The organism is Chromobacterium sp. LK1 (genome assembly GCF_001043555.1).
Classification (GTDB): domain Bacteria; phylum Pseudomonadota; class Gammaproteobacteria; order Burkholderiales; family Chromobacteriaceae; genus Chromobacterium; species Chromobacterium aquaticum.
The window spans coordinates 1-25,516 of the sequence record NZ_LDUI01000018.1 but is presented as its reverse complement, the minus strand read 5'-3'; the positions used below and the strand labels follow the sequence as shown (position 1 = coordinate 25,516).

Genomic DNA, 25,516 nt, shown 5'->3' with positions numbered 1-25,516 from the left:
TCGCCGCGCGAAACACTTATGCAAATCAAGGTCCCCCCAAGGGGACGATGAAGGAAATCTCAATGAAAAAAGTACTGATCCTGGGCGTGAACGGCTTCATCGGCCACCACCTGACCAAGCGCATCATCGAAACCACCGACTGGCACATCTACGGCATGGACATGCACGATGACCGCGTGGCCGAGTGGAAAGACCATCCGCGCTTCCACTTCTTCGAAGGCGACATCACCATCAACAAGGAGTGGATCGAATACCACGTGAAGAAGTGCGACGTGGTGCTGCCGCTGGTGGCCATCGCCACCCCATCCACCTATGTCAACAATCCGCTGCGCGTGTTCGAGCTGGACTTCGAAGCCAACCTGCCCATCGTGCGCCAGTGCGTGCAGTACAAGAAACACCTGGTGTTCCCGTCCACTTCGGAAGTCTACGGCATGTGCCATGACGAAGAGTTCGACCCGGAGAACTCCGAGCTGATCTGCGGCCCGATCAACAAGCCGCGCTGGATCTACTCCTGCTCCAAGCAGCTGATGGACCGCGTGATCCACGCCTACGGCATGCAGGAAGGCCTGAACTACACCCTGTTCCGCCCGTTCAACTGGATCGGCGGCGGCCTGGACAATATCAACACGCCGAAGGAAGGCTCCAGCCGCGTGATCACCCAGTTCCTGGGCCACATCGTGCGCGGCGAAACCATCAAGCTGGTGGACGGCGGCCATCAGAAACGCGCGTTCACCTATGTCGACGACGGCATCAGCGCGCTGATGAAGATCATCGAGAACAAGGACGGCAAGGCTTCCGGCCAGATCTACAACATCGGCAATCCGACCAATAACTACTCCATCCGCGAACTGTCCGCGATGATGCTGGACCTGGCCCGCGTCTACCCGGAATACCAGCTGAACGCCGACAAGGTGAAGATCGAGGAAACCACCTCCGGCGCTTACTACGGCAAGGGTTATCAGGACGTGCAGAACCGCGTGCCCAAGATCGCCAACACCATGGCGGACCTGGACTGGAAGCCGAGCGTGACCATGGCCGACGCGCTGCGCGGCATCTACGACTACTACCGCGACCAAGTGGCCGCCAGCCGCGACCTGTCCGAGTAAGCGGCTCCCGGCGCCAGGCGAGATAGAAAGCCCGGTGCCGGTTTCAGAGATACCCCATGAAAAAACTCGCCCTTAAAATCGACGTCGACACCTGGCGCGGCACCCGCGACGGCGTGCCGCGGCTGATGCACATGCTGCAGCAGCATCACGCCAAGGCCACGTTTTTGTTCAGCCTGGGTCCGGACCACACCGGCCGCGCGATCAAGCGGGTGTTCCGCCCCGGCTTCCTGTCCAAGGTGTCGCGCACCTCGGTGGTGGAGCACTACGGCATCCGCACCCTGCTGTACGGCACCGTGCTGCCCGGCCCGGACATCGGCAAACGCGAAGCCGAGCTGATGCGCGAAGTGCGCGCGCAGGGCTTCGAGGTCGGCATCCACACCTGGGACCACATCAAGTGGCAGGACTACGTCGCCGGCAAGGACGCCGCCTGGACCCGCGCCGAGATGCGCAAGGCGGCCGAACGCTTCGAACGGATCTTCGGCGAACCGGCGCGCACCCACGGCGCGGCCGGCTGGCAGATCAACGACGCGGCGCTGGCCTATGAGCGTGAACTGGGCATGCTTTACGCGTCCGATGGCCGCGGCAGCCACCCGTTCCAGCCGGTGGACGCCGCCGGCCAGCCCTTGGGCGTGCCGCAGCTGCCCACCACGCTGCCGACGCTGGACGAGTTGATCGGCCTGGACGGCCTCACCGCCGACAATGTGCACAAGCACATTCTGGAACTGACCGAGGACGAGCCCGCCACCGGCCATGTCTACACGCTGCACGCCGAACTGGAAGGCCTGCGCCTGGGCTACACCTTCGAACACCTATTGGTGGGCTGGAAGGCCCAGGGCTATCAGCTGTGCAGCTGCATAGAACTGTTCAGCAGCCTGGACGCCGCCTCCCTGCCCAATGGCCGCGTGGTGATGGGCGAGATCCCCGGCCGCAGCGGCACGCTGGCGTTGCAGGCCTGAATTCAGCCGCCGGCCAGCCGGTCCAGCAGCGCGCGCAGTCGTTCCATCCGTTCGGCCAGCCCCTCGGTGATGCCCTGCAGCAGCATGTCCTCCAGTCCTCGCGCCAGCTCGGCCAGTTCCGGCTGGCGCATGGTCAAGGCCGCGCCGTAAATGCGATGCAGATGCTGGCTGGCGGACGACCATTGCGTGTTCTGAATCGCCAGTACCGCCTTGTGGTAATCCCGCTCGTTGTGCTCGACGAACAGCGTCCATAAATCTTCCGACTGCTCCGAACGCTGCGCCGCCACCGCCGGTAGCGCGTCCGGCAGCCACAGAAACAATATCTGCTGCAAGTCCTTGATCCGCAATGGCTTGACCAGCACCCCGTTCATGCCGCTGCTCATGCACTTTTCCCTGTGCGCATCGTCATTGGCCGCCGAGATCGCCACGATGGGCACCAGCGCGCGGCCCTCCGCCCGTTCCTGCGCGCGTATCCGCCGCGCCGCCTCGTAGCCGTTGATATCCGGCAGGCTGCAATCCATCAGAATCAGCTGGATATCCGGCTTGCCCTTCAAGATGGACAGGCTGCTCAGTCCAGTGCTGGCCACCGTGGTGGCGCAGCCCAATTGCCGCAACTGCTCGCAGATCATCAATTGATTGGCCGGGTGATCCTCCACCACCAACACCAGTTGTCCCTGCCCCACTTTTTGCGGCGGCTCCGCCAGCGGCGGCTCTGGCTCCCGCCGCGCCAGTTCCTGCCCCAATTGCACCGGCAGCGTGATGGTGAAGGTGGCGCCGGACACACCATCGCTGTCCAGCGCGATGCGTCCTCTCATCAGCTCCACCAAGCGCTTGCAGATGGCCAACCCCAGGCCGGAACCGCCGAATTTGCGGTTGATGTCGGCATCCGCCTGCACGAAAGCGTCGAAAATGGTTTTCTGCGCCGCCAGCGGCACGCCGATGCCGGTGTCCATCACTTGGCACACCAGCCAGCCACGCTCGGCGCCCGGCTTGCCTTCGCGGAAATCCGCCTTCAGCGTCACCGCGCCCTGGTCGGTGAACTTGATCGCATTGGAAATCAGATTGTGCAACACCCGCTGCAGGTGCGAAGGGTCCAGGCATAGCGCCCGCGGCGGCAGATTGCAAACGTAATGCAGCTCCAGCCCCTTCATCTTGGCCGCCAGCGCATACAGTCTGACCAGCCCTTCCAGAATGCCGCCGACATCGACGAAGAACGGTTCCAGCCGCTCCTGGCCGGCATCCAGCCGCGAGGCGTTGAGAATATTGTTGAGCAATTGCAGCATGCTGTTGGCCGCCAGATTGGACTGCAGCACCAATTCGCGCTGCTGCTCGCCCAGCGGCATGGTTTGCAGCAACTCGCCGGCGGCGATGATGGCGTTCATCGGCGTGCGGATTTCATGGCTGACCACCGCCAGAAACTCGCTCTTGGCCGCCTCGCCCATCCGCGCCTTGCGCAGCAGCTTGGTGGTGGTGCGTATCGCCAGCAGCAGCGCGAAGAACAGCAGCACCAGCACGATGCCCTCGCCGGCATAGCTGCGGAACACATTGTAGACCGACGGCCGCGCCGCCACCTGCTCCTCCCAGGCGGAGCGGGCCGCGTCGACATCGTCGGCCGACATCCGCTCCAGGCTGCGCCGCAAAATGGCATAGAGCAGCGGCTGGCTCTTGCTGACCCCCATGCGGTAGATCGCGTAATAGCCCGGCAGCGCGCCGGAACTGGTCAGTTCGGGAAAACGATGGCGCAGCAGGAAGCGGGCATAGGTTTCCGGCACCAGGCCGACATCGGCGCGCCGCTCCTGAATGGCCAATAGCGCCTGCGTCGGCGTTTCCACCGGCACCAGTTTCAGGCTGGCATTGTCTCCCAGCAGCCAGGAACGGGAATTGTCGTTGAAGATGAAGGCGACCTTCTGGCCGTGCAGATTGTTGAAGTCGTAGACCACCGGATGATCGCGGCGGGTGATCGCCATCAAGGGCTGCGAGGAGTACGGCTGAGTGAAATAGTAATGCTTGTTCAGGTTCAAATCGCCGATCGCGTCCTGATTGATGCTGGCCAGCATCATCGCCCGCCCGCCCAGGGTGGCCGCCATCAGTTCCTGGACCGAATGCGCCTGCACGATATTGAAGCGCAGCCCGGTCTGCGCCTCGACATATTGCAGGAAATACGCCTCCATGCCCTTGAAGGGCACGCCGCTGTTCTTGCGCTCCGGCAATGGCTTGGACCTGAGCACATACACATCCACCACCGGGTGCTGCCGCGCCCATGCGGCCTCTTCACGGGTCAGCCAGGTCTTGCCGACCGGATCGCCGCAGCCGGACAGCAAGCCCAGCAGCAACACCCAGACGCTCAGGTGTAGAAGTCGCACCATTACTCCAATTTGGAATGCAGTAAAAACAGCTCGCGGTCAGTGCTGATGCCCAGCTTCTGGAACGCCGCCTTCTTCTGGGTGCTGACCGTCTTGATGCTGCGTGAGAATTTGTCCGCGATCTGGCTGGTGCTCATGCCGTCCAGACAGCAACGCACCACTTCGCGCTCACGCGGCGACAAGCGCGAATAAGGGTCCAGCGTGTTGCCGTCCCCTCGTTTACAGTCGCCCGACAGCAGCAGGTCCATCTCGCTCATCATTTTGGCGGTCAGATACACCCGGCCAGCATGCACGCTGCGGATCGCACCAGCCAGCGCGTCCACCGGCTGCGCCTTGCTGAAAAACCCTCTGGCGCCCGCGCGCAACATCAAGTTGATGGTGCCGACCAGGTCCACCGACGACAGCACCAGGATCTTGCACTCTGGATAACGCACGCTGATGGACTGGATCAGGTTCAGGCCGTCCACTTCGTCGCTGCCCAGGGAGAAATCCATCAGCAGCACGTCCGGCAGGCGTTCGCGGAAAACCGACAACAGCTGGGTGCTATGGGCGAAGCTGCCGATGATCTCGAACTCCGGGTAGCGCTTGAGGCTGGCCTCCAGCCCTACCCTGACCACGTCGTGATCATCCAGGATCATCAGCGATATTCTTTTTTTCATGCCATTCTCATTAAAATTGGCTCAATATGGTTAGCGTCGCGACTTGCGGAAACCATTCCCGGATATCCCCTCCCCCGCAAGCCTGTGTCGTGACGCAACCATCCCTAGCCGCTGTCGCCGCGCGCGCCGCGCCGGCATCGCGTCAATGCCACGCCATTCGCTCCTGCTGCAACAATTCGATGTAGCGCTGCGGCGCCATCGGGCGATGCAGGCCGAAGCCCTGGCCCACTTCGCAGCCCATCTCCCGCAAAGCCTTGATATGCCTTGAGCTCTCCACCCCTTCCGCCACCACCTGCAGCTTCAACTCCTTGCCCAGTTGGATGGAGGAACGGACGATTTCATAGTGCCGCGAGCTTTCCAGCATGGAGGCGACGAACAACTGGTCCAGCTTCAAGGAAGAGAAAGGCATGTCGGACAGCATCTTCAACGAGGAAATGCCGATGCCGTAGTCGTCGCAGGCGATGCCGAAACCGTTGGCGCGCAGCTGGTTCAACGCCACCATCAGGTCCAGGCCGATTTCAGGCTCAATGTTTTCCGTCAGCTCTATCACCAGCAAGGAACGCGACAGCTTGGCGCGGTCCCAGCGCGACATGATCTCGCTGACGATATTGGGCGATGCCAACGTGCCGGCCGAGGCGTTGATGGCGATGGGCAATTGCACACCCTGCCCGGCCAAGGCCTGCTGCGTGGCGATCACCCCGCCCAGCACATGGAAAAACAACAACAAATCCAGACCCAGCTTGTTCACCACCGGCAAAAACACCGCGGGGCGGATATTGCCGCGGGTCGGATGCGAACAGCGCGCCAGCGCCTCGGCGCCTATCACCGCGCCATCGCACAGCCGCACCAAGGGCTGCAGGTCAATCGAGATCGTGCCCTTGGAACACAGCGCCTCTATCACCTCCTGCTCGCTGAACGGACGGGTGCCCAGCCGCCCCGGCACGCCATGGGCGCCGGCCGCCTCGGCCATGGCCGCGCGCGCCTGCACCACCTGGCGCAACAAACGCAAACAGGCATCGGCATCCATGGGCAGGCTGGCCGCCCAGACGTAGTTGAAACCCGCCTCACGCGCCAACCTCACATGGGACTCCTGCAAAGTCTTGCTGGCCCGGCTGTGCCACAGCAACATCGGCGCATCCGCCAGTTCGCCGCGGCGCAGGCCGGCATGCACCTTCGCAACCAGCTCGGCGCCGCCGCCATCGGGCATCTGGATATCGCAAATCAGCAAGTCCACCGGCTCGCGCAACAGCTCCTGTTCCGCCTCGCGAATATGGCCGCAACAGCGGATATTGCGAATACCGGCCTGCAACAGCAGGCGCTGGAGCGGTTCGCTTTCCCGCTGCGGCCCGGACACCAGCATAATGTTAAGATTTTCCATCGATTCCCTACCTTTTGGAATACCGGCAGCCTGATATCCGCAAATATGGCATTTGCGCGCTGTCGTTTTTCAACATCCCAAAAGCATGCATTAGATAAGCTTAATTGCCAGGGTTCCTTGTTTGGCTTTTAAATGACAATGTGGCATCACAGTGCCGCGTAAGCTGGAATCGCGTCAATGAATCTAAAGAATCGTTCAACAATCCCTGCCAGACCTCCCGCCAGCACCATGCCGCCGGCAAGGCCTTGATTCACATCACAGCACCACATGACAAAGAGATTTTTATTTTTTATTGCTTCATCAGTCATTTATTTGGAAAAAGCCACCTTTCCATAAAAACCACTGGTAAACGCAGCGACCCATCATCGCCACTTTCGCCCAGCGCGTCCCTGTATTTAATCAAGCTTAATTGCGCTGCTTTAATTAGGCTTTACCAGACCATAGTAAAAAGCGTCCCCAAAACCACAAATAGGATTTGTCTTAAATTACATCGCATACATCTTTTGATGCTCATTTAATTTATTTTAGATATTAATGTTTTGGTAAATATTAATGAATTAAATAAGCAAACACCATATGCAACGCTCAGGAAAAAGGACGCACCAGCGCAGATGGAGCATTGAGCAAGACAAAGGGGAAGCAACAAATTTATCCGCTAGATGGTCTGGGTCTGACAGCAGGCCCGCCGCGGCATCGCTGCGCGGTCGGCCAACTCTCAAATGCGGAACAATGGAGGGACGGAAGTGGACATCAGACAGGTGGCGACGCCCCCTGTCTGGCGAGAAGACTCAGGGTGAGCAGCGACGCTCAATCTCGCTTGTTCAGACGCAAAGTCAGCATCAGCTCGCCTTCGCCATCGTTCTGCGACTGGATATTCTTCAAAGTAATGCCGCTAGGCAGCAACACGCTGATGCCGTGGCCGACACCATACTTGGACAAGGTTTTTTCCAGTTGCCGCGCCACCCCCTTGGCCGGCAAGCGCGCCTCTTCGTCCAGCGCGAAGCCATAGGATTCGGCGGCGGAACCCATCGCCTGCTCCACCTGTTCACGCGGCACGAACTTCTCGGCGGCGCTGGCCAATTGCCTGGCCGATACATCCTCCTCGCCGCTCACCAGATTGAGAAACTCGTCCTTGAAGCGCGCCTGCTGCATGGGATCGTCGATTTCCTCGGACAGCTGTTCCACCACGCTGGCCATCATCTTGCTGCTGGAGGCCTTGTCCGGCACCCGCATCGCCTTCAGGAAATCCTCCAGCCAGAACTTGGCCTCGCGGCTGAGTCGATCCACCGCGTACACCGTGGGACCGTGCTCCAGGATCAGCGCGCCCTTGTCGATCAGCCGCGGATTGATGCCCGAGGCGTGGCTGATGTCGAACACATCGCCGGACTCCACCACGGTGAGGAAATCATCGCGGATCTCGGACTTGAACACCCCCAGCGCGCGCAGTTCGCGGTCGCCGTCATTGAGACCGGAAAACAAGATCACCAGCAAATCGCCGGCATTGATGTTGGGATGCTGCGAACGCGCGTACAAATGCTTGGCGATGCGCTGCGACACCTCGAGGAAATCCAGCTCGCCGCGGAAGAACTGGCGGGTGAAATGGTAAATCTCATTGAGATTGAGATCGGACTCATGGAAAAACTGGTGCTGGCGCTTGTCCGACACGATGTTCTTCAAATAGCCGCCCAGCAGCAAGGAAGACACTTCCTCGTCCACCGCGCTGGCCCGCTCGGACAGACGCGCGCCCTCGCCGCGCGAGGCATTGCCCACCCGGTGCACCACCAGCCGCTCCACTCTGCATTCGCCTATCGCCAACATGCCCACGCTCCCGCCTAAAATCGAATGCGCGATTATTGCCACTGCGCCCGGGCTTGGCAACCGCGAAAGCGGCCTGCTATTCCGGTAAAGCCAGCGGATCGTCGGTCAGGGAGTCCGCCAGGAAGTCCATCAGCAGACGCACCTTGGGCGACAGTTGACGGTTCTGCGGCGTCAGCGCCCAAATGCCCTCTTCCGGCTCGCGGTAATCGGCCAGCACCTCGACCAGCTCGCCGCTGGCCAGACCGGCGGCGACGTAGTAATCCGGCAACTGCGCCAGGCCCAGCCCCTGCCGCGCCGCGTGCGCCAGCGCGTGGCCGCTATTGCAGCGCAGGCTGCCCTTGACCCGCACCTGCCGCCGCCGGCCGCCATCCAGCAGATGCCAGTGCTCGCTCCCCAGCGACAGGCAGCTGTGGCGCTCCAGATCCGCCGGTTCCAACGGCCGGCCATGCAGCGCCAGATAGGCCGGCGCCGCGCACACATGATGGCGGCGCGAGGCCAGCCGCCGCGCCATCAGCGAGGAATCCTCCAGATGGCCGATGCGAATCGCCAGGTCGTAGCCGTCCTGCACCAGGTCCAGCACCTGATTGGACAGGTTCAGCGTCGCTTCCAGCTGCGGATGACGCTGCAGGAAGCGCACCAGCAACGGCGCGATATGGCTCTGGCCGTAAGCCAGCGGCGCGGTCAGCTTGAGCTTGCCCTGAGGCTGCGCCTGGTGGCGCGAGATCGCCTGCTCCGCCTCGGCCAGCGAATCCAGCAGCTGGCGGCAGTGGCGCAGATACAACGCGCCGATCTCGGTCAGCGCCTGATGGCGCGTGGTGCGATACAGCAGCTTGGCGCCCAAGCGCTGCTCCAGCTGCGTGACCTGGCGGCTGACCTGGGCGACGGAAATGCCCAGCGCCTGCGCCGCCTTGGTGAAACTGCCCTGCTCCGCCACGCTGACGAATTCGCAAATGCCTTCCCAACCCAACATTATTTCACCTCGGAAAAAATCATTTACCAATTGCGACGATTATCTATTCAAACGAGGGAAATACAATCAAAGTTTTGCCGTCGCGGCCTTCGGCCCGCTACGGCGATCCAACACCAAGGAGGGCTCATGAGCCAGGACATCATCAAGTGCAAGGCCGCCGTGGCCTGGGCCGCGGGCCAGCCGCTGAGCATAGAAGAAGTGGAAGTGCAGCCGCCGCGCGCCGGCGAGGTACGGGTGAAAATGGTGGCCACCGGCGTGTGCCACACCGATGCCTTCACCCTGTCCGGCGAAGACCCGGAAGGCGTGTTCCCCTGCATCCTGGGCCATGAAGGCGGCGGCATCGTCGAATCCGTCGGCCCCGGCGTCAGCAGCGTGGCGGTGGGCGATCATGTGATCCCGCTGTACACCCCGGAATGCCGCGAGTGCAAATTCTGTCTGTCCGGCAAGACCAATCTGTGCCAGAAAATCCGCGCCACCCAGGGCAAGGGCCTGATGCCGGATGGCAGCACCCGCTTTTCCAAGGACGGCAAGCCCATCTACCACTATATGGGCACCTCCACCTTCGCCGAATACACGGTGCTGCCGGAAATCTCGCTGGCCAAGGTCAACCCGGCCGCGCCGCTGGAGGAAGTGTGCCTGCTGGGCTGCGGCGTCACCACCGGCATGGGCGCGGTGATCAACACCGCCAAGGTCAAGGCCGGCGACAGCGTGGCCATCTTCGGCCTGGGCGGCATCGGCCTGTCCGCCATCATCGGCGCGCGCATGGCCGGCGCCGGCCGCATCATCGGCATCGACATCAACGACAGCAAGTTCGAGCTGGCGAAAAAGCTGGGCGCCAGCGATTGCGTCAACCCCAACGATTTCGACAAGCCGATCCAGGACGTGATCGTGGAGATGACCGACGGCGGCGTCGACTTCTCCTTCGAATGCATAGGCAATGTCAAAGTGATGCGCGCGGCGCTGGAATGCTGCCACAAGGGCTGGGGCGAATCGGTGATCATAGGCGTGGCCGGCGCCGGGCAGGAAATCTCCACCCGTCCGTTCCAACTGGTCACCGGCCGGGTATGGCGCGGCTCCGCCTTCGGCGGCGTGCGCGGCCGCAGCGAGCTGCCGGACTACGTGGAGCGTTATCTGAAGGGCGAATTCCGCCTGGACGACTTCATCACCCACACCATGCCGCTGGAGCGCGTCAACGAAGCCTTCGATCTGATGCACGAGGGCAAGAGCATCCGTTCCGTGATCCATTACTGAGCCGGAGACCCGAGTGAACCTGGAAAACATCAGCGCCAACAAGTCGTTCGGCGGCTGGCAGCGGCAGTATCTGCATGATTCGACGACGCTGGGCTGCCGCATGCGCTTCGCCGTCTATCTGCCGCCGCAGGCCAGCCCGCAGCGGCGCGTGCCGGTGCTGTACTGGCTGTCCGGCCTGACCTGCACCGACGAGAACTTCATGCACAAGGCCGGCGCTCAGCGCGTGGCCGCCGAGCTGGGCCTGGCCATCGTCGCGCCGGACACCAGCCCGCGCGGCGCGGAAGTGGCCGATGACGAAGCCTTCGACCTGGGCCAGGGCGCCGGCTTCTACCTGAACGCCACCCAGGCGCCCTGGGATCGTCACTACCGGATGTACGACTACGTCAGCCAGGAGTTGCCGGCGCTGATCGCCGCCCACTTTCCAGTGACCGGCAAGCCCGCCATCGCCGGCCATTCCATGGGCGGCCACGGCGCGCTGATCTGCGCGCTGAAACGGCCGCAGGACTATGCGTCGGTGTCGGCGTTCAGCCCGATCTGCCATCCGCTCAACGCGCCCTGGGGCCAGAAGGCCTTCGCCGCCTATCTGGGCGAAGACCGCGACACCTGGCAGGAATGGGATGCCAGCCTGCTGCTCGCCGCCGCGCCGCAGCGCCTGCCGCTACGCGTGGACGTGGGCCTGGCCGACAGCTTCCTCGACACCCAGCTGCAGCCGGAAGCGCTGGAGCAAGCGGCCCAGGCCTGCGGCTATCCGCTGGAACTGTACCGCCACGCCGAGTACGACCATAGCTACTACTTTGTCTCCAGCCTGATCGAGGAACAGCTGCGCTTCCATGCGCGCCATCTCGGCCTGTGACACGGCGGAACGCAAAAAAGCCAGGCATAGCCTGGCTTTTTTGTTGAATCTGGTGGAGGGAGAAGGATTCGAACCTTCGAAGGCAGAGCCGTCAGATTTACAGTCTGATCCCTTTGACCGCTCGGGAACCCCTCCAGAGAGAGGCGCATAATATAGCTCCTCGGCGCCGGCGTCAATCCTCCGCGCGCCATCGCCTTTCCTAGCCACCGCCGCCGCGCCTGCGGATTTGGCAAATCTGCGCGCGCCGACGCGCAGCCTCGCCAAGAAATCCAGCCTTGCCATTGGCATGATCTCCGCCATCAGGGACTCGCCCTGACCACTGGAGACAACAATGCCCAAGCTCCCTCTCGCCGCGCTATGCCTGAGCCTCGCCGCCGCCTTGCTCGCGCAGCCGGCGCTGGCCGCGCCCAAAGCGCAGAAAGTGCCGCACCAGGCCCAGGCGCAAGCGCGCCCGAAACAGGCGCCGCCGCCGCGACAATGGCAGCAACGTCCGCCAAGCGACGCGCAATCCCGCTACCGGCTGCCCGACGCCAAGACCGTGATCGGCAAGCCCAAAAGCAAATTGATTGCCCACGCCGCCACCGCCCAATGCCAGGACATGAAGGTCATGGCCGGCTACAGCGGCGCGGCGCTGGCCAACTACCTGGTGGGCCTGCCCGACTACACCTGCACCTACGGCCTGTTCTCGCTGGACAGCAAGCTGGCCGCCACCCTCTACAGCCCGGCCAACCTCAACGCCGTCGCCGGACGCTTCGCCCAGGAAGCCGCCGCCTACAACGCCGGCTCCATGGCCCTGGTCAACCTCACCCTCTATCTGCGCGCCGGCTACTACCTGGCCAGCGGCGGCACCCTGCCGGCGCCGGACGCCAATCTGCAAACCGTGCTGCGCCCCGGCATCAAGCGGCTGGCCGATGGCAGCGCGCTGTTCGCCGCCAACGCCCAGGCGCCCACCACCGCCGGCGAAGTGATGAAGCTGATCACCAATATGGCGGACGAGGCCTACTACCTGCCCAGCATGCGCGCCATCGTGCAGCGCTACACCAATGACGCCACCCAGCCCAACGCCGCCCAAGCGCTGCGCGAAACCACCGCCAGCCAGGGCTTCACCGGCGCGCTGACCGTGTTCTTCTACGCCCACGGCCGCGCCAACGCCGCGCCGCTGCTGCAGAACGACGGCAGCTATTCGGCGGCGCTGACCCGCTTCGCGCAAGCCAACAAGGCCGCCCTGCTCGGCACCGAGAGCGCCTTCCAGCTGGGCGACGCCACTCGCGAAGGGCTGCGCTTCATGCAATACCCGGCGCTGAAACCGGCGATCAAGCCGCAGGCGCAAGCCATCCTGGCCGCCAGCAGCATGACCGGCAACGACAATGAACTGTGGCTGGCCGCCGCCGAAGCGGTGAAGTATTACGATGCCGCCAGCTGCGCCGACTACGGCACTTGCAACTTCGAAACCCGGCTCGCCGACGCCATCCTGGTCAACCGCTACACCTGCAGCGCCAGCATCCGCATCCGCGCCCAGGAAATGAGCCAGGAACAACTGCAAAACTCCTGCGCGCTGCTGCAAAAAGAAGAGTCCTACTTCCACCAGATGCTGCAAACCCGTAAGCAGCCGGTGGCCAACGACAACAACACCTCGCTGGAAGTGGTGGTGTTCGACGATTACAACAACTACGCCAAGTACGCGTCGGTGATCTACGGCATCAGCACCGACAACGGCGGCATGTATCTGGAAGGCGATCCGGCCGCCGCCGGCAACCAGGCGCGCTTCATCGCCCACGAAGCCTCCTGGCTGCGCCCAACCTTCAAGATCTGGAACCTAGAGCACGAATACATCCACTACCTGGACGGCCGCTTCGACATGTACGGCGACTTCGGCGCCAGCACCCGCCAGCCCACGGTGTGGTGGATAGAAGGCCTGGCCGAATACCTGTCGCTGGGCAACGGCAACCAGCCGGCCATCGACGCCGCCCGCAGCGGCAACTACGCGCTGAGCCAGATCTTCGGCAATACCTACGACATGCCGGACTACGTGACCCGCGCCTATCGTTGGGGCTATATGGCCACCCGCTTCATGATGGAGCGCCATCGCGCCGATGTGGACGGTTTCCTCACCCGCTTCCGCAGCGGCGATTACAACGGCTACATGGACCAGATGCGCCTGATAGGCAAGCGCTACGACGCCGAGTTCGCCAGCTGGGCGCAAAGCGCCACCACCGCCGGCCAGCCGCCGCTGCCGTCCGAGCCCGGCCTGCCGCCGTGCAAGGAAACCTCGCCCAACTACCTGGGCAAGAACTGCTCCATCGGCGGCCTTTCCGCTTCCACCTCCGGCGCGGCCTACGCCGCCATCCTGCTGCCGGCCGGCGCGCGCAACCTCAAGCTGTGGACCAGCGGCGGCAGCGGCGACGTCGATCTCTACGTGGCGCTGGACCGCTACCCGACGCCGGCCAGCTATGACAACGCCTCGGCCGGCGCCGGCAACGAGGAAAGCGTCAGCATCGCCGCGCCGCAGACCGGCCGCTGGTACTACCTGACCCTGCAGGCGCGACAGGCGTTCGCCAATGTCAGCGTCAGCGCCAGCTACGATTAAGACCCGTTAACAAAACCCCTGATCCTGAGCTGCGCCTCCCTGTCGTGCCACGGGTACTGCCAGCGGCGGCGCGCCTTGGATCAGGTTCTCTGCGTGGTTTTGCTCACGGTTCAAAGCGTTCACCCGCAAGCGCCAGTCCTTGAACCAGCCCAACGCGCCCATGCCTTCCGCCGCGGCTCCCGTCGCGGCGGACTTGCAAAACGCATGAAAGTAATGCATTTTATTTTCAAGAAATGCCAATTGAATGACAGGAAGATTGATTAGATAGACAAACCCACCGCCGGCCCGCCGGCGCCGCTCAAGGACAAGCGCCGCGTCCATGCAGCTTCTTCATCCCTACATCGTCAGCGACCTCAACGCCATGCGCTCCATGGCGTCGCTGTTCGATCCGCTTCCCGATGTGGTCTTCTCGGTCAAGGACCTGCAATCCCGCTACCTGGCGTTGAGCGAGGGCTGCGTCGGCCGCTGCGCCTTGCGCAACAAATGGCAGGCGGAAGGCATGACCGCGCATGAGCTGTTTCCCAGCGCCATGGCCAACCGCTATCGCGATCAGGACCGGCAAGTGTTCGCCGAGTCCCAGCCCATGCGCAACCGGCTGGACCTCACCGTCTACCACGACCGCGCGCCCGGCTGGTGCCTGACCAACAAACAATCGCTGCACCACCCGGACGGGCGGCTGATGGGCTTGGTCTGCATCTCCAAGGACCTGACCGAGCTGACGCGGGAACGGCTGCTGGACGAGCGCTTCGCCGCCTGCGTCGATCACATCCAGACCCAATACCATCGCCCGCTGCGGCTGGAAGAACTGTGCGAATTGTCCGGCCTCAGCATCGGCCAGCTGGACCGGCGCATGAAGCGGGTGTTTCAGGCCAGCGTCGGCGAATTCATCCGCCGCACCCGCATGGAAGCCGCCAGCCACGCCATCCAGCACAGCGGCCAGCCGCTGGCCGACATCGCCGCCAGCTGCGGCTTTTCCGACCAGAGCGCGCTGACCCGGCTATGCCGGCAAATGCTGGGCCTCAGCCCGCGCCAGCTGCGGCTGCGCGCCTCGTCCCAACGGCGCTAGCCCGCGCGCCAGGCCGCCACCGTCGCCACGCTCAACCAGGCCGCGCGCAGAATGCGCTCGCAATCGGCGAACGGCGCCTTGCCGCCGTCCAGCATGCCGTACATGCCCTCGAACAAACGCACCAGGAATTCGGTGGCGATGCGCACATCGGTCTCAGGCGGCAGCTCGCCCTGGGCAATCGCGCGCCGCAGCTGGCGGCGCACATAATGCAGGGTGGCGCGGTCCATCAGCTCGCGGCGGCGCAGAATGCCGCGGTTCTCCCGGTTGCGCTCGCACTTGTGATACAGAAACTCCGTCACCCGCTGCGCCGGCCCCGGCTCGTGAAACTGGCGCAGGTAATACATGCCCACCGCCACCAGGGTGTCGCCCGCCGACGCCTGCTCCGCCGGGAAACGCAGCGCGTCCAGTTCGAACACGCGGTCCACCATGGCCCGGCACACCTCCATTTTGTTGTCGTAATGGCCGTAAACCGCGCCGCGCGACACCCCGGCCTCGTCGGCGATCTGCGCCATGGTGGCGTTGGCCACCCCCTGGCGCAGAAACACCCGTTCCGCGCCGTCCAGGATCGCGTCCCGGGTCTTTTGCGATTCTTCCTTGGTTTTCCTGGCCATATCCGCCTCTGAACTTTTCCCCAGATGCTACCTCAAATGATTAATTAATCAACCGTGATTGATTAATTAAACGGACGACACTCGGCGCGCTCAAGGCAAGGCGCGCCGGCCTGGCGTCCCTCGATCTTTTGAAACTCTTCTTAGGCACTACCCATGTCACACACAACGACAAACCACCGCGATCTGGACACGTTGCCGGTGTCCAAACTGTTCTGGCAATACACCATTCCCTCCCTGGCCGGCATGCTGGCCACCGGCCTTTACGTGGTCATCGACGGCATCTTCGTCGGCCACTTCGTCGGCAGCCACGGCCTGGCGGCCATCTCGCTGGCCTACCCGCTGGTGATGCTGCAAGTGGGCCTGGGCGCCATGCTGAGCATGGGCGCGGCCACCCGCATCGCCATTCTGCAAGGCGGCGGCGACTACGCCGCCGCGCGTGGCACCCTGGTTTCCGCGCTGGCCTTGCTGGCCTTGATCAGCCTGGCCATCCCGCTGCTGGGCCTCACTTATCTGGACACCCTGCTGCAATGGCTGCAAGCCGACCAACAGCCCGCGGTGATGACCGAGGCGCGCAACTACCTGCAATGGATGCTGGGCGGCGCGCTGTTCACCATGGGCCAGATGGTGGCCACCTATCTGCTGCGCAACGACGGCCGCCCGCGGCTGGCCACGCTGCTGATGGTGGTGGGATCGCTGCTCAACGTGGTGTTCAACTACCTGTTCGTCGGCGTGTTCAAGCTGGGCCTGGCCGGCTCGGCCCAGGCCACGCTGCTGTCCGAATCGGTGGTGATGCTGGCCGGACTCGGCTATTTCTTCACCCGTCACGCGCGGCTGCGGCTGCGGCTCGCGCATCTGCGGCTGGACTGGCGCTACTGCGGCCCCATCCTGGCGCTGGGCCTGTCCAGCCTGCTGATGGAATTCAACCTGGCGCTGCTGATGTTCGCCCACAACTTCCAGCTGCTGCGCTGGGGCACGGACCTGAGCGTGGCCGCCTACGCCACCGCCGGCTACAGCGAAGCGCTGTTCACCCTGGTGGTGCACGGGCTGGCGGTGGGCCTGCAGCCGCTGCTCAGCCACTCCACCGGCGCCGGGCGGCCGGAGCGCACCCGCGAGGCGCTGCGCTACGGCCTGCGCGTCACCCTGCTGCTGGGCGTGACCGCGCTGGCGGTGGTGCAACTGTTCCCCACCCTGATCGTGCGCATGTACAACAGCGAAGACCAGGCGCTGATCGCCGCCGGCAGCCACGCGCTGCGCCTGCACCTGCTGGCCATGCCCTTCGACGGATTGGTGATCGTGGGCATCCTCGCGCTGCAGGCGATGGCGCTGACGCGGACGGCGCTGCTGCTGACCGTGGGCAAGACCCTGCTGCTGCTGCCGGCCTTGTGGCTGCTGCCGCTGTGGCTGGCGCTGGACGGCGTGTGGTTGGCGATGCCGCTGGTCAATTTCTTGCTGGGCACCGCCGCCGCCTGGGCCTTGTGGGGCGCGCTGCGCCGGCTGAAACACGAGGCCGGCGCGCCAGCCGCGGCGTGATCCATACCGTTCTCGACAAAATGGCCGGATTTCCGGCCATTTTTTTTAGGCATTGGCGAACCGGTTCCAATTGCCATTGTCTATACCCTTCGCGCGCTCGCTCGCGCCTCCTTGCTCTCGCATCCCGCGCCGGCTCCCGGCCGCCCCCACACCTTGTCTTGTTTCGAGGTCGCGGGATCGCGGGCCGATTCGTATAGTGATAACACCCGTCTGTTGGCAACCACGCCGCGGCTTGACTCCACCCCGTCAATAACAAGGAAAACAATGTCCCTGACCACCATTCCCCGCTGGACCGTCGCCGCCCCGCTTGTCGCCTGGGGCGCAATCCTGGCCTCGTCCTCACTTTCTTCCTCCGCCTGGTTCATCGCCCTGTTGGCGGTGCTGCTGGCCGGCACCGTCTTCGCCGCCGTCCACCACGCCGAAGTGGTGGCCCACAAAGTGGGCGAGCCTTATGGAACGCTGATCCTGGCGCTGGCGGTGACGGTGATTGAAGTGGCGCTGATCGTCTCCTTCATGCTGGCCGGCGGCGAAAGCAAGCTGGCCCTGGCGCGCGACACCATCTTTTCCGCCATCATGATCACCTGCAACGGCATCCTCGGCATCTGCCTGCTGCTGGGCGGCTTGCGCCATCGCGAACAAAACTTCCAGCTCAGCGGCGCCAAGGCGGCGCTGACCGTGCTGGCCGCCATCTCGGTGCTGGCGCTGGTGCTGCCCAACTACGGCACCAGCGAGCCCGGCCCGCTGCTGTCCTCCTCGCAGCTGGCCTTCACCGGCGTGGTGTCGCTGGTGCTGTACGGCGCCTTCGTCTTCGTGCAGACCATACGCCACCGCGACTACTTCCTGGTGGAAGGCAGCCATAGCGAGGACGAACACGCGCCGCCGCCGTCCGCCAAAGTGACCCTGATCAGCCTGGCGCTGCTGCTGGTCTGCCTGGTGGGCGTGGTCAGCCTGGCCAAGCTGCTGTCGCCGTCCATCGAAGGCTTCGTGGAAGCCGCCGGCGCGCCGGCCGCGGTGGTGGGCATCATCATCGCCGCGCTGGTGCTGCTGCCGGAAGGCCTGGCCGCCGCCAACGCCGCGCGCGCCGACCGGGTGCAGACCAGCCTCAACCTGGCGCTGGGTTCCGCCTTGGCCTCCATCGGCCTGACCATTCCCACCGTGGCGATGATCTTCGTGGCGATGGGAGAGCCGCTGATCCTGGGCCTGGAAAACAAGGAAACCATCTTCCTGGTGCTGACCCTGGTGGCCAGCTCGCTGTCCTTGTCGGTGGGCCGCACCACCATTCTGCAGGGCATCGTCCACCTGGTGATCTTCGCGTCCTTTGTGTTCTTCGCCATCAGCCCCTGAGTTTTCCCGGCGCAAAACAAAACCGCCACCCGTTGCCGGCTGGCGGTTTTTCATTGGCGAACCCGGTTCTCAGAACCGGTTCATGATCTCGCGAGCCAAGGCGAGACAAGGCGAAAACGGTTGCAACGCCGTATCGCCGACGCGCAGCAGATCGTCAACAGGCTCTCAGGCCCGCATCGCTTCCAGCACCTTGGCGCTGTCCACGATCTGCACGAACTTGACGATCTCGCCGTCGCGCAACGTGTAGATGTGGGCGAAAGAAGCGACGAAACCCTTGCCGGTTGCGCGGTAAACGCCGTGGTAGAAGCCCTGGGCGATCACGTGATCGCCGGCGTCGTAGAAGCTGTCCACCGCCGCGCGGTAGCCTTCCCACTCGCGGCCCAGCCGCTCGTGCACGTTCTTGACGATGGATTCCGCGCCGACATAGGTGCCGGCGTAGGGGAAGCCGGCGGCTTCGGTCCATTCCGCGTCCGGCGCCAGCGCGGCCAACAGATTGCGGCCATTGGCCTCGGAATCGCCTTCATAAGTGGCGCGGACGATGTCCACATTGCTCAGGTGGCCCTGGCCGGGGGTGTGATTAACGTTCATGGTGTTCCATCCAAAAATCGGTTTGCTCATGCCCTTCCTTCATTGCGGCAACACACAGCTGTCCGGCCCGCAGACCAGCGCCTCCGTCGTCGTCGCGGCCGCGGTCGGCAACGCCTGGCTCAAGCGGGCGCGCCAGGCGTCCGGCCGGCCCAGGTAGGCGCCCAGGTCCAACACCGTCAGTTGGCCGTTTTCCTCCAGCGCCAGCGTGGGGAAGCCCTGGCCGCCCACTTGCGCCAACAGCCGGCGGCTGTCCTGGAAGTGAGCGTTGGTGGCCGCGCCTTCCAAACGATGGAAAGCCGCGGCGAACGCTGCCGCGTCCAGACCGATGTCGGCGGCCAGCTCGGTCAACACCTCGGTGTCGGCGATGCGGCGGCCTTCGACGAAATGGGCGCGCTGAATGCGGTGCAACAGCGCCAGGCCCTGGCCGGCCAGTTCCTCCGCCGCCAGCATCGCGGTGGTGGGCGGCGCGGAATCCATCACCGCGCCGTGATCCTTGAGCAGGCCATCGAAATAAGCGGCGCCAAACGGCTGGCCGGACACCTCGGCGATGCGGCGGTCGTGCGGCAGCACGAACTGCCGCCACTCCGGGCTGACCTGGCGGCGATTGGCACCCACCATCATGCCGCCGCCGTGAAATTCCACCGCCAGGCCCGGCACGGCGCGCGCAATCTCCAGCAAGGGCGCGGCGCCGTAGCACCAACCGCACAGCGGATCAAAAATATAGTGCAAAGTCGCAGCGGACATAGCGGTTTCCTTTCTTGCGCCGCCCGCGACGCGGGCGGCCATACATTCAAATCATCAGACGTAGCAAGCATCAAGGGCGGCAAACGAATCCTGAGGCAAGGCGCGCCGACGCCGGCAGTACATGGAGCGCGGCAAGTCGGCGCCGCGCGGCATCAGGACTTTCGCTGGCTGCCCTCAGAGCCTTATTGCGGCCACTTCATCTCGCCCTTGAGCACCTTGGCGCTCAGCTCCAGATCGGACACGCCGTCCAGCTTCGGATAACGCTGCTTCATCGCCGTCACCAGCTCGGCCGAATTCTTGGCCTTGGGCAGTTCCGCTTCCAGCGTCTTCAGGTAATCGCTGGTGAACTTCACCGAAGCCAGGGTATGCGGCGCATTGTTCAGGAAATGGCCAGGCACCACGACCTTGGGCTTCAACGCTTGCAGGTTCTTCAAGGACTTCTGCCAATCGGCGCGGTCCTTGGCGGTTTGGCTGTCCGCGGTCCAGACATGCATATTGCCGTAGGTCAGCACGCCGCCCATCGCGGTCTTGATCGACGGCGCCCAGATATAGGTGCGGTCCGGGGTCGGGCCTTTCAGGCCCATCACTTGCAACTTCTGGCCATCCACTTTCAGGGTGTCGCCCTGGATGGGTTCCGGCACGATCACGGTCTTGGGTGCGTTATCCTTCAGGATCGGGCCCCAGTAAGCCATCTTGCCGTCCTTGCTGGCCTTGATCGCCTCGATGGTGGACGCGGTGGCCAGCACCTTGACGTCCGGGAAAGCGGCCTTGATCACGTCCAGGCCAAAGTAGAAGTCCGGGTCCGGATGGGAAATGAACACCGTGGTCAGCTTCTTGCCGCTGGCCTTGACCTTGGCCACCAGGGCTTCGGCGTCGTTGCGCTGGAACTGGGCGTCGATCAGCACGGCCTCGCTCTTGCCGGTGACCAGTTCCGAGGACACCGGGAACAGGCTCTTGGCGCCGGGGTTGTAAACGTCGACTTTCAAAGCCTCGGCTTGGGCGAAGGTGGCGGACAACAACAGGGCGCCTGCTACAAAGCTGCCGGAGATGCGGTGTTGAATCATGATGGTTTCCATTTAAGTGATTGGGATCGGTCGGCTTGGTAGCAAGCCTGATGTGAATCATAGATTGCTATTTTCGAATCAAAAACCGGATAATAAGCAATGGTTAGTTGCATGAATCGAGCAAATCATGGATAGGATCACCGCGGCGCAAGTGTTTGTGACCATCACCGAACGCGGCAGCCTGGTCGCGGCGGCGGACACGCTGGACATGTCGCGGGCGATGGTGACCCGTTACTTGGCGGAAATGGAGGAATGGGCCGGCACCCGGCTACTGCATCGCACCACGCGGCGGCTGAGCCTGACCCCGGCCGGCGAGGAAACGCTGGCGCGTTGCCGGCAGATGCTGGAAATCGCCGGGCAGATGCCGGCGGCCAACAGCGCCGACCCCGGTCAGCCGCAGGGCCTGTTGCGCATCAGCTGCGCGCAATCGCTGGCGCAGGACGCGCTGGCGGCGGCGGTGACCGAGTTTCTGCGCCGCTACCCACTAACCGCCATCGATCTGCAGATCAGCAACCGCGCGGTCAATCTGGTGGAAGAAAGAATCGACCTGGCCATCCGCATCACCAATGCGCTGGACCCCAATCTGATCGCGCGGCCGCTGGCCAGCTGCGCGTCGGTGATCTGCGCCGCCCCCGCCTACCTGGCCGCCCACGGCGCGCCCAAGCGGCTGGAGGATTTGTCGCTGCACAACTGTCTGACCTATTCCTATTTCGGCAAGAGTTTGTGGCGTTTCCAGCGTCACGGCGAGCAGTTGGCGGTGCCGGTCAGCGGCAATCTGAGCGCCAATGAATCCATGGTGTTGTTGTCCGCCACCGCGGCCGGCGCGGGCATCGCCTTGCAGCCCTTGTATTCCGCGGCACCGCTGATCGCCAGCGGTCAGTTGGTGGCTTTGTTGCCGGAGTATCAGCCGCAGGAGTTGGGCATTTACGGTATTTACGCTTCGCGCCGGCAGATGCCGGCCACCTTGCGGGCGATGCTGGATTTTCTGGTGGAGCGTTTCGCCAGTGATCCGGCCTGGCAGGCGCGTACCGCTGGCGGCTGAGTGGAGGACTGTGAACGCTTAGCTGAGCCGAATATGGCAGGTGCAGCGTTTTTTAATGATTAATCTGTTGAATCCGCTTCGCGGATATTGATTTAGGGCCGGTTCCGCCCGGCGAACGGGGAGGGGGCGGGCCGCCGCCCCCTTCCAGCCCCCCTCGTCCCCCAGGACGCGAAACCCCGAAGAAAAAGGGGCCTGCAAGGCGCGGCTGAACTCGCGATTTGCTAACGTCAAATCGCTCAAACAAAGCAGCCGCTTAAAACCTTGCAGACCCCTTTTTCTCCGGCGCGCCCCGAGGGGACACCTAGGTGCTACACAAGGTGGTCTTTTTTGAATAAGAGAGGTGGTTTAGCGAAGTGAGTCGTTTCTGTGAATAACTTGACCCCATTGCTCTTGTCTGTGGATAAGCCTAGCTCCCTAAAAGAAAGCATGTATCCGACGCGCCCCTGGTCCCTTCAAGCCTGCCGCCGGGTGGCAGGCCCGAGGTTTTAAGCGGCTGCTTGTTCGAGCAGCGCGACGTTAGCGCGCTGCGAGTTCAGCCGCGCCTCGGGCCTGACGGGAGCCGGCGGGAAGCCGTAGGCCAGGCTTGCAGGGCGGCCTTTGGGGTGAAGGGGAATTTGGCCGAGCAAATTCCCCTTCCTGCCCGCCGGGCAGCCCCGGCAATGAAAACCATCATCCGCGCAGCGGATTCAAAACCAGATCACTCAACAAGTAAGCCACGCTCAAGCAAAGCAACCACCCCACCTTGACCCCAAGCGTCCCCTCAGGAACAATCCCCACGTTGCCGCCAAAACAAGCGGCACACGGGATTGGCGTCCCGTTGCTATGAAATTCTGCGTACTTGTTACGCAGGCAGTACACCCATGGCCATGCCAACTTGGCAGGCGTGTGGTGGGAGAGTGCCATGCACTCGCCGGTTTCATAGCTCGGTACGCCAATCCTGCCACGCGCCTGCCTAATACCTCAGCCTTCCCCGGCAGGTGGTTTATCTTGTGTCACAGCAGGAGAAACACCATGCAACACGCTCAAACCTTCCCCCGTCGTCGTCGCTACAGACTGAACGCCCTGGAACAACAGGAAGCCCTGCTCCCCTTCGTTCGCCTCTGCCCCGGCCGCACCTATGCGCATTACTGGCACATGCCCGCCCCCAGCAAGCATGCGCCCACCGACCACGCCTATGGCCGCGAATGCGCGGCCCACCTACTGCAATGGCTGAAGGACAACCGCGCCTACGTCGGCAAAGGCCTGCTCAGCCGCGTCGCGCGCGACATCGACTTTGACGACCGCGATGGACGCGGCCAGTGGATGGGCTTCTTCAATTACCTGGAATGGATGCTGCTGCTGGGCGCCGACCGGGTCCGGGTCTATCGCCATGTGGATAGCCAACACCAGCTTTACCTGGCACAGGAGCAACGCTTCAATCTGGAGGCGCGTTTCCGCCGCATCCGCTTGCGCAATAGCTAGCACACCGGGTTCGCCGCGCCGTGGGGGTAGCGCCTGCCCTCACGGCGCCGCCAGATAATCCCGCAGGCACGCCTGCAAATACTCGCGCAAGGCCACCACCGCCGGCGACAACATCAGCCGATGCGGCGTCACCAGATACAGCGGCGTCGCCTCGGTCTGCCAATCCTCCAATAGCGGCAACAGACGGCCGGCGCGCAGATCGTCCAACACGTCCAAACGCGATTTATAGGCGATGCCCAGCCCGTCCAGCGCCCAGCGCCGCACCACCTCGCCATCGTCGCTCTGGCGGCGGCCGTTCACCGTCACTTGCTCGCGCAGCGGGCCCTGGCTGAAACCCCAGCGCTCATGCAAGGCCGCGCCCAATACCAGCCGCAGGCATTGATGGCGGCGCAGTTCCTGCGGCGATGTCGGCCGGCCGTGACGCGCCAGATAGTCCGGCGACGCGCACAACACCCGCCGGTTGTCCGGCGCCAGCGGCAGCGCCACCAGGCTGGAGTCTTCCGGCACGCCGTAGCGCAGGGCCACGTCCACCGGCTGCCGGTACAAGTCCGCCACCCGGTCGCTGATCCGCAATTGCAGGCTCAGGCCGGCGTGTCGCTCCAGGAAAGCGTCCAGCCAGCCGCGCAGCCGGCTGCGGCCCAGATCCGACGGCATCGACAACGACAGTTCGCCGCTCAGCGCCTGCCTTTGCTGCGCCAAGGCCTGGCCGCCGGCCTGCAAGGCCTCCAGCGCGGCGCGCGCATGAACCAGATAGCGCTCCCCGGCCAGGGTCAGCCGCAGGCTGCGGGTGGAGCGCGCCAGCAATTGCGCGCCCAGCGTCTGCTCCAGCCGCTTCAGCGCCGCGCTGGCCACCGCCGGGCTCAGATCCAGCTGCCGCGCGGCGGCGGACAAGCTGCCGTGGTCGGCGGCGTGGATGAAGACTTGCACATCCTCGATTCTGACCATGATTCTCAAAATATTTTTGAAACTGAGTCGAATTCTAGCTGGCTTTTCGCTGCGGCGAACAGGAATAGCATGGGCACCATCAAAACCGGGCCCTATCGGCCCGCCACCCCATGGAGCCTGCCAAGATGAAAGCCATCGCCTATTACCAGAACCTGCCGATCGAGCACCCGGAGTCCTTGCTGGATGTGCAATTGCCCGAGCCCGCCATCGGCGAGCATGACCTGCTGGTGGAGGTCAAAGCCATTTCGGTGAACCCGGTGGACACCAAGGTGCGCGCCGGCGCGGCGCCGGAAGCCGGCCAGGCCAAGGTGCTGGGCTGGGACGCCGCCGGCGTGGTGCGCGCGGTGGGCGGCAAGGTCAGCCTGTTCCGGCCCGGCGACAAGGTGTGGTACGCCGGCGCGCTGCACCGCCCCGGCGCCAATAGCGAATTGCACGCGGTGGACGAGCGCATCGTCGGCCGCATGCCGCACAGCCTGGATTTCGAGCAGGCCGCCGCCCTGCCGCTGACCGCCATCACCGCCTGGGAGCTGCTGTTCGACCGGCTGCGGGTGCTGGACAACCATGCGCCCAGCGGCCAGAGCCTGCTGGTGGTGGGCGCGGCCGGCGGCGTCGGTTCCATCCTGGTGCAGCTGGCGCGCCAGTTGACCGGCCTGACCGTGATCGGTACCGCCTCGCGGCCGGAAACCCAGGCCTGGGTCAAGGAGCTGGGCGCTCATCATGTGATCGACCACCGCCTCCTGCTTAGCGAGGAGCTCAAGCGCATCGGCTACCCCGGCGTCGATTACGTGGCCAGCCTGAATCAGACCGACGCCCACTTCAAGCAGATCGCCGCCGCCATCGCGCCGCAGGGCAAGCTGGCGCTGATCGACGACCCGGCGGCCTTGGACGTGCGCGAGCTGAAGCGCAAGAGCGTGTCGCTGCACTGGGAGTTCATGTACACCCGTTCCTTGTTCGGCACCGATGATCAGATCGAGCAGCACCGCCTGCTGAACCGGCTGGCCGAGCTGGTGGACGCCGGCCTGGTGCGCAGCACGGTGGCGGAGCGCTTCGGCCGCATCGACGCCGCCAATCTGAAACGCGCCCATGCCTTGCTGGAGAGCAACCGGGCCAAGGGCAAGATCGTGCTCTCGGGTTTCTAAGAACCTGTTTACGATCTACTGCGCGTCGGCGGGATGGATAG

At 63.8% G+C, this 25,516-nt stretch carries 23 protein-coding genes and 1 tRNA gene; 11 read left to right on the top strand and 13 right to left on the bottom strand.

The genetic code is table 11. From position 1 onward, the window contains the following. The first annotated feature begins 62 nt into the window (after positions 1 to 62). Together VI26_RS08700 and VI26_RS08695 are read left to right on the top strand one after the other, a co-directional pair. Entirely contained in the window at positions 63 to 1,106 is a 1,044-nt protein-coding gene (locus VI26_RS08700; protein ID WP_048409353.1) for a bifunctional UDP-4-keto-pentose/UDP-xylose synthase, read from the top strand. Positions 1,107 to 1,162: 56 nt separating this feature from the next. Continuing rightward, a complete protein-coding gene (locus tag VI26_RS08695; protein ID WP_048409352.1) occupies positions 1,163 to 2,062 on the top strand; it encodes a 4-deoxy-4-formamido-L-arabinose-phosphoundecaprenol deformylase in 900 nt (299 codons plus the stop codon). Between the two features lie 2 nt (positions 2,063 to 2,064). Here the strand turns inward: VI26_RS08695 and VI26_RS08690 are convergent, their stop codons facing one another. The 6 genes from VI26_RS08690 to VI26_RS08670 all read right to left on the bottom strand — a co-directional run bounded on the left by VI26_RS08690 (position 2,065) and on the right by VI26_RS08670 (position 9,250). Continuing rightward, positions 2,065 to 4,425, bottom strand: coding sequence for an ATP-binding protein (locus VI26_RS08690; RefSeq protein WP_197081426.1), 2,361 nt, complete (start codon positions 4,423 to 4,425; stop codon positions 2,065 to 2,067). Positions 4,426 to 4,427: 2 nt separating this feature from the next. Next, positions 4,428 to 5,084, bottom strand: coding sequence for a response regulator transcription factor (locus tag VI26_RS08685; RefSeq protein ID WP_053074328.1), 657 nt, complete (start codon positions 5,082 to 5,084; stop codon positions 4,428 to 4,430). A 142-nt stretch (positions 5,085 to 5,226) separates the two neighbouring features. After that, on the bottom strand, positions 5,227 to 6,462 hold the full coding sequence (locus VI26_RS08680; RefSeq protein ID WP_082150964.1) for an EAL domain-containing protein: 1,236 nt from the start codon (positions 6,460 to 6,462) through the stop codon (positions 5,227 to 5,229). A gap of 146 nt (positions 6,463 to 6,608) precedes the next feature. Then, positions 6,609 to 6,770 (bottom strand): hypothetical protein, encoded by a 162-nt coding sequence (locus VI26_RS24470; protein ID WP_156183814.1) that lies wholly within the window; start codon positions 6,768 to 6,770, stop codon positions 6,609 to 6,611. A 499-nt stretch (positions 6,771 to 7,269) separates the two neighbouring features. Beyond that, positions 7,270 to 8,280, bottom strand: coding sequence for a nucleoid-associated protein (locus VI26_RS08675; protein ID WP_231460825.1), 1,011 nt, complete (start codon positions 8,278 to 8,280; stop codon positions 7,270 to 7,272). A 76-nt stretch (positions 8,281 to 8,356) separates the two neighbouring features. Next, complete coding sequence (locus VI26_RS08670; protein WP_048409349.1) at positions 8,357 to 9,250, bottom strand: LysR family transcriptional regulator; 894 nt, start codon at positions 9,248 to 9,250, stop codon at positions 8,357 to 8,359. Positions 9,251 to 9,388: 138 nt separating this feature from the next. Between VI26_RS08670 and VI26_RS08665 the strand changes: the two genes are divergently transcribed. Further along, a complete protein-coding gene (locus VI26_RS08665) occupies positions 9,389 to 10,501 on the top strand; it encodes an S-(hydroxymethyl)glutathione dehydrogenase/class III alcohol dehydrogenase (RefSeq protein ID WP_369799201.1) in 1,113 nt (370 codons plus the stop codon). 19 nt (positions 10,502 to 10,520) lie between these two features. Then, a complete protein-coding gene (gene fghA / locus VI26_RS08660) occupies positions 10,521 to 11,354 on the top strand; it encodes an S-formylglutathione hydrolase (RefSeq protein ID WP_197081434.1) in 834 nt (277 codons plus the stop codon). Between the two features lie 50 nt (positions 11,355 to 11,404). Here fghA and VI26_RS08655 read toward each other — a convergent pair. Continuing rightward, positions 11,405 to 11,489, bottom strand: a tRNA-Tyr gene (locus VI26_RS08655). 196 nt (positions 11,490 to 11,685) lie between these two features. On the opposite strand from VI26_RS08655, the gene VI26_RS08650 reads away from it, so the two are divergent. Then, positions 11,686 to 13,941 carry a M9 family metallopeptidase gene (locus tag VI26_RS08650; protein WP_053074327.1) on the top strand — a complete coding sequence of 752 codons (2,256 nt, stop codon included), beginning with the start codon at positions 11,686 to 11,688 and terminating at the stop codon, positions 13,939 to 13,941. A gap of 6 nt (positions 13,942 to 13,947) precedes the next feature. Here the strand turns inward: VI26_RS08650 and VI26_RS08645 are convergent, their stop codons facing one another. Then, positions 13,948 to 14,262 (bottom strand): hypothetical protein, encoded by a 315-nt coding sequence (locus VI26_RS08645; RefSeq protein WP_048409346.1) that lies wholly within the window; start codon positions 14,260 to 14,262, stop codon positions 13,948 to 13,950. On the opposite strand from VI26_RS08645, the gene VI26_RS08640 reads away from it, so the two are divergent. Further along, positions 14,261 to 15,007 (top strand): AraC family transcriptional regulator, encoded by a 747-nt coding sequence (locus VI26_RS08640; RefSeq protein ID WP_048409345.1) that lies wholly within the window; start codon positions 14,261 to 14,263, stop codon positions 15,005 to 15,007. The two genes, VI26_RS08645 and VI26_RS08640, sit on opposite strands and share 2 nt — an antisense overlap. On the opposite strand, the gene VI26_RS08635 is transcribed toward VI26_RS08640, so the two are convergent. Beyond that, a complete protein-coding gene (locus tag VI26_RS08635; RefSeq protein WP_048409344.1) occupies positions 15,004 to 15,618 on the bottom strand; it encodes a TetR family transcriptional regulator in 615 nt (204 codons plus the stop codon). The genes VI26_RS08640 and VI26_RS08635 overlap by 4 nt on opposite strands. Positions 15,619 to 15,771: 153 nt before the next feature. On the opposite strand from VI26_RS08635, the gene VI26_RS08630 reads away from it, so the two are divergent. Beyond that, positions 15,772 to 17,148: an MATE family efflux transporter gene (locus VI26_RS08630; protein ID WP_048409343.1), complete on the top strand. Its 1,377-nt coding sequence runs from the start codon at positions 15,772 to 15,774 to the stop codon at positions 17,146 to 17,148. A 264-nt stretch (positions 17,149 to 17,412) separates the two neighbouring features. Beyond that, the gene (locus VI26_RS08625) at positions 17,413 to 18,492 is read left to right on the top strand and encodes a calcium:proton antiporter (RefSeq protein ID WP_048409342.1); all 1,080 of its coding nucleotides are present in this window, start codon (positions 17,413 to 17,415) and stop codon (positions 18,490 to 18,492) included. Between the two features lie 165 nt (positions 18,493 to 18,657). On the opposite strand, the gene VI26_RS08620 is transcribed toward VI26_RS08625, so the two are convergent. From VI26_RS08620 to VI26_RS08610, 3 genes are all read right to left on the bottom strand, one after another. After that, positions 18,658 to 19,080 (bottom strand): nuclear transport factor 2 family protein, encoded by a 423-nt coding sequence (locus VI26_RS08620; RefSeq protein WP_048409646.1) that lies wholly within the window; start codon positions 19,078 to 19,080, stop codon positions 18,658 to 18,660. Positions 19,081 to 19,119: 39 nt separating this feature from the next. Beyond that, entirely contained in the window at positions 19,120 to 19,824 is a 705-nt protein-coding gene (locus VI26_RS08615) for a DsbA family protein (RefSeq protein WP_048409341.1), read from the bottom strand. 182 nt (positions 19,825 to 20,006) lie between these two features. After that, on the bottom strand, positions 20,007 to 20,888 hold the full coding sequence (locus tag VI26_RS08610) for an MBL fold metallo-hydrolase (RefSeq protein WP_048409340.1): 882 nt from the start codon (positions 20,886 to 20,888) through the stop codon (positions 20,007 to 20,009). Positions 20,889 to 21,015: 127 nt separating this feature from the next. Between VI26_RS08610 and VI26_RS08605 the strand changes: the two genes are divergently transcribed. Together VI26_RS08605 and VI26_RS08600 are read left to right on the top strand one after the other, a co-directional pair. Continuing rightward, complete coding sequence (locus VI26_RS08605; protein ID WP_048409339.1) at positions 21,016 to 21,930, top strand: LysR family transcriptional regulator; 915 nt, start codon at positions 21,016 to 21,018, stop codon at positions 21,928 to 21,930. 1,011 nt (positions 21,931 to 22,941) lie between these two features. Beyond that, on the top strand, positions 22,942 to 23,391 hold the full coding sequence (locus VI26_RS08600; protein ID WP_048409338.1) for a hypothetical protein: 450 nt from the start codon (positions 22,942 to 22,944) through the stop codon (positions 23,389 to 23,391). 39 nt (positions 23,392 to 23,430) lie between these two features. Here VI26_RS08600 and VI26_RS08595 read toward each other — a convergent pair whose 3' ends face one another. Next, complete coding sequence (locus VI26_RS08595) at positions 23,431 to 24,336, bottom strand: LysR family transcriptional regulator (protein ID WP_048409337.1); 906 nt, start codon at positions 24,334 to 24,336, stop codon at positions 23,431 to 23,433. 125 nt (positions 24,337 to 24,461) lie between these two features. On the opposite strand from VI26_RS08595, the gene VI26_RS08590 reads away from it, so the two are divergent. Next, complete coding sequence (locus VI26_RS08590; protein WP_048409645.1) at positions 24,462 to 25,475, top strand: zinc-binding alcohol dehydrogenase family protein; 1,014 nt, start codon at positions 24,462 to 24,464, stop codon at positions 25,473 to 25,475. The last annotated feature ends 41 nt before the right edge of the window (positions 25,476 to 25,516 follow it).

Excerpts from the sequence above, each read along its gene's own strand:
- VI26_RS08695 (WP_048409352.1), top strand. The coding sequence starts at position 1,163 with ATGAAAAAACTCGCCCTTAAAATCGACGTCGACACCTGGCGCGGCACC.
- VI26_RS08605 (WP_048409339.1), top strand. The coding sequence starts at position 21,016 with ATGGATAGGATCACCGCGGCGCAAGTGTTTGTGACCATCACCGAACGC.
- VI26_RS08685 (WP_053074328.1), bottom strand. The coding sequence starts at position 5,084 with ATGAAAAAAAGAATATCGCTGATGATCCTGGATGATCACGACGTGGTC.
- VI26_RS08680 (WP_082150964.1), bottom strand. The coding sequence starts at position 6,462 with ATGGAAAATCTTAACATTATGCTGGTGTCCGGGCCGCAGCGGGAAAGC.
- VI26_RS08640 (WP_048409345.1), top strand. The coding sequence starts at position 14,261 with ATGCAGCTTCTTCATCCCTACATCGTCAGCGACCTCAACGCCATGCGC.
- VI26_RS08650 (WP_053074327.1), top strand. The coding sequence starts at position 11,686 with ATGCCCAAGCTCCCTCTCGCCGCGCTATGCCTGAGCCTCGCCGCCGCC.
- VI26_RS08595 (WP_048409337.1), bottom strand. The coding sequence starts at position 24,336 with ATGGTCAGAATCGAGGATGTGCAAGTCTTCATCCACGCCGCCGACCAC.
- VI26_RS08600 (WP_048409338.1), top strand. The coding sequence starts at position 22,942 with ATGCAACACGCTCAAACCTTCCCCCGTCGTCGTCGCTACAGACTGAAC.
- VI26_RS24470 (WP_156183814.1), bottom strand. The coding sequence starts at position 6,770 with ATGACTGATGAAGCAATAAAAAATAAAAATCTCTTTGTCATGTGGTGC.
- VI26_RS08610 (WP_048409340.1), bottom strand. The coding sequence starts at position 20,888 with ATGATTCAACACCGCATCTCCGGCAGCTTTGTAGCAGGCGCCCTGTTG.
- VI26_RS08670 (WP_048409349.1), bottom strand. The coding sequence starts at position 9,250 with ATGTTGGGTTGGGAAGGCATTTGCGAATTCGTCAGCGTGGCGGAGCAG.
- VI26_RS08620 (WP_048409646.1), bottom strand. The coding sequence starts at position 19,080 with ATGAACGTTAATCACACCCCCGGCCAGGGCCACCTGAGCAATGTGGAC.
- VI26_RS08625 (WP_048409342.1), top strand. The coding sequence starts at position 17,413 with ATGTCCCTGACCACCATTCCCCGCTGGACCGTCGCCGCCCCGCTTGTC.
- VI26_RS08615 (WP_048409341.1), bottom strand. The coding sequence starts at position 19,824 with ATGTCCGCTGCGACTTTGCACTATATTTTTGATCCGCTGTGCGGTTGG.
- VI26_RS08700 (WP_048409353.1), top strand. The coding sequence starts at position 63 with ATGAAAAAAGTACTGATCCTGGGCGTGAACGGCTTCATCGGCCACCAC.
- VI26_RS08590 (WP_048409645.1), top strand. The coding sequence starts at position 24,462 with ATGAAAGCCATCGCCTATTACCAGAACCTGCCGATCGAGCACCCGGAG.
- VI26_RS08675 (WP_231460825.1), bottom strand. The coding sequence starts at position 8,280 with ATGTTGGCGATAGGCGAATGCAGAGTGGAGCGGCTGGTGGTGCACCGG.
- VI26_RS08635 (WP_048409344.1), bottom strand. The coding sequence starts at position 15,618 with ATGGCCAGGAAAACCAAGGAAGAATCGCAAAAGACCCGGGACGCGATC.
- VI26_RS08645 (WP_048409346.1), bottom strand. The coding sequence starts at position 14,262 with ATGGACGCGGCGCTTGTCCTTGAGCGGCGCCGGCGGGCCGGCGGTGGG.
- VI26_RS08630 (WP_048409343.1), top strand. The coding sequence starts at position 15,772 with ATGTCACACACAACGACAAACCACCGCGATCTGGACACGTTGCCGGTG.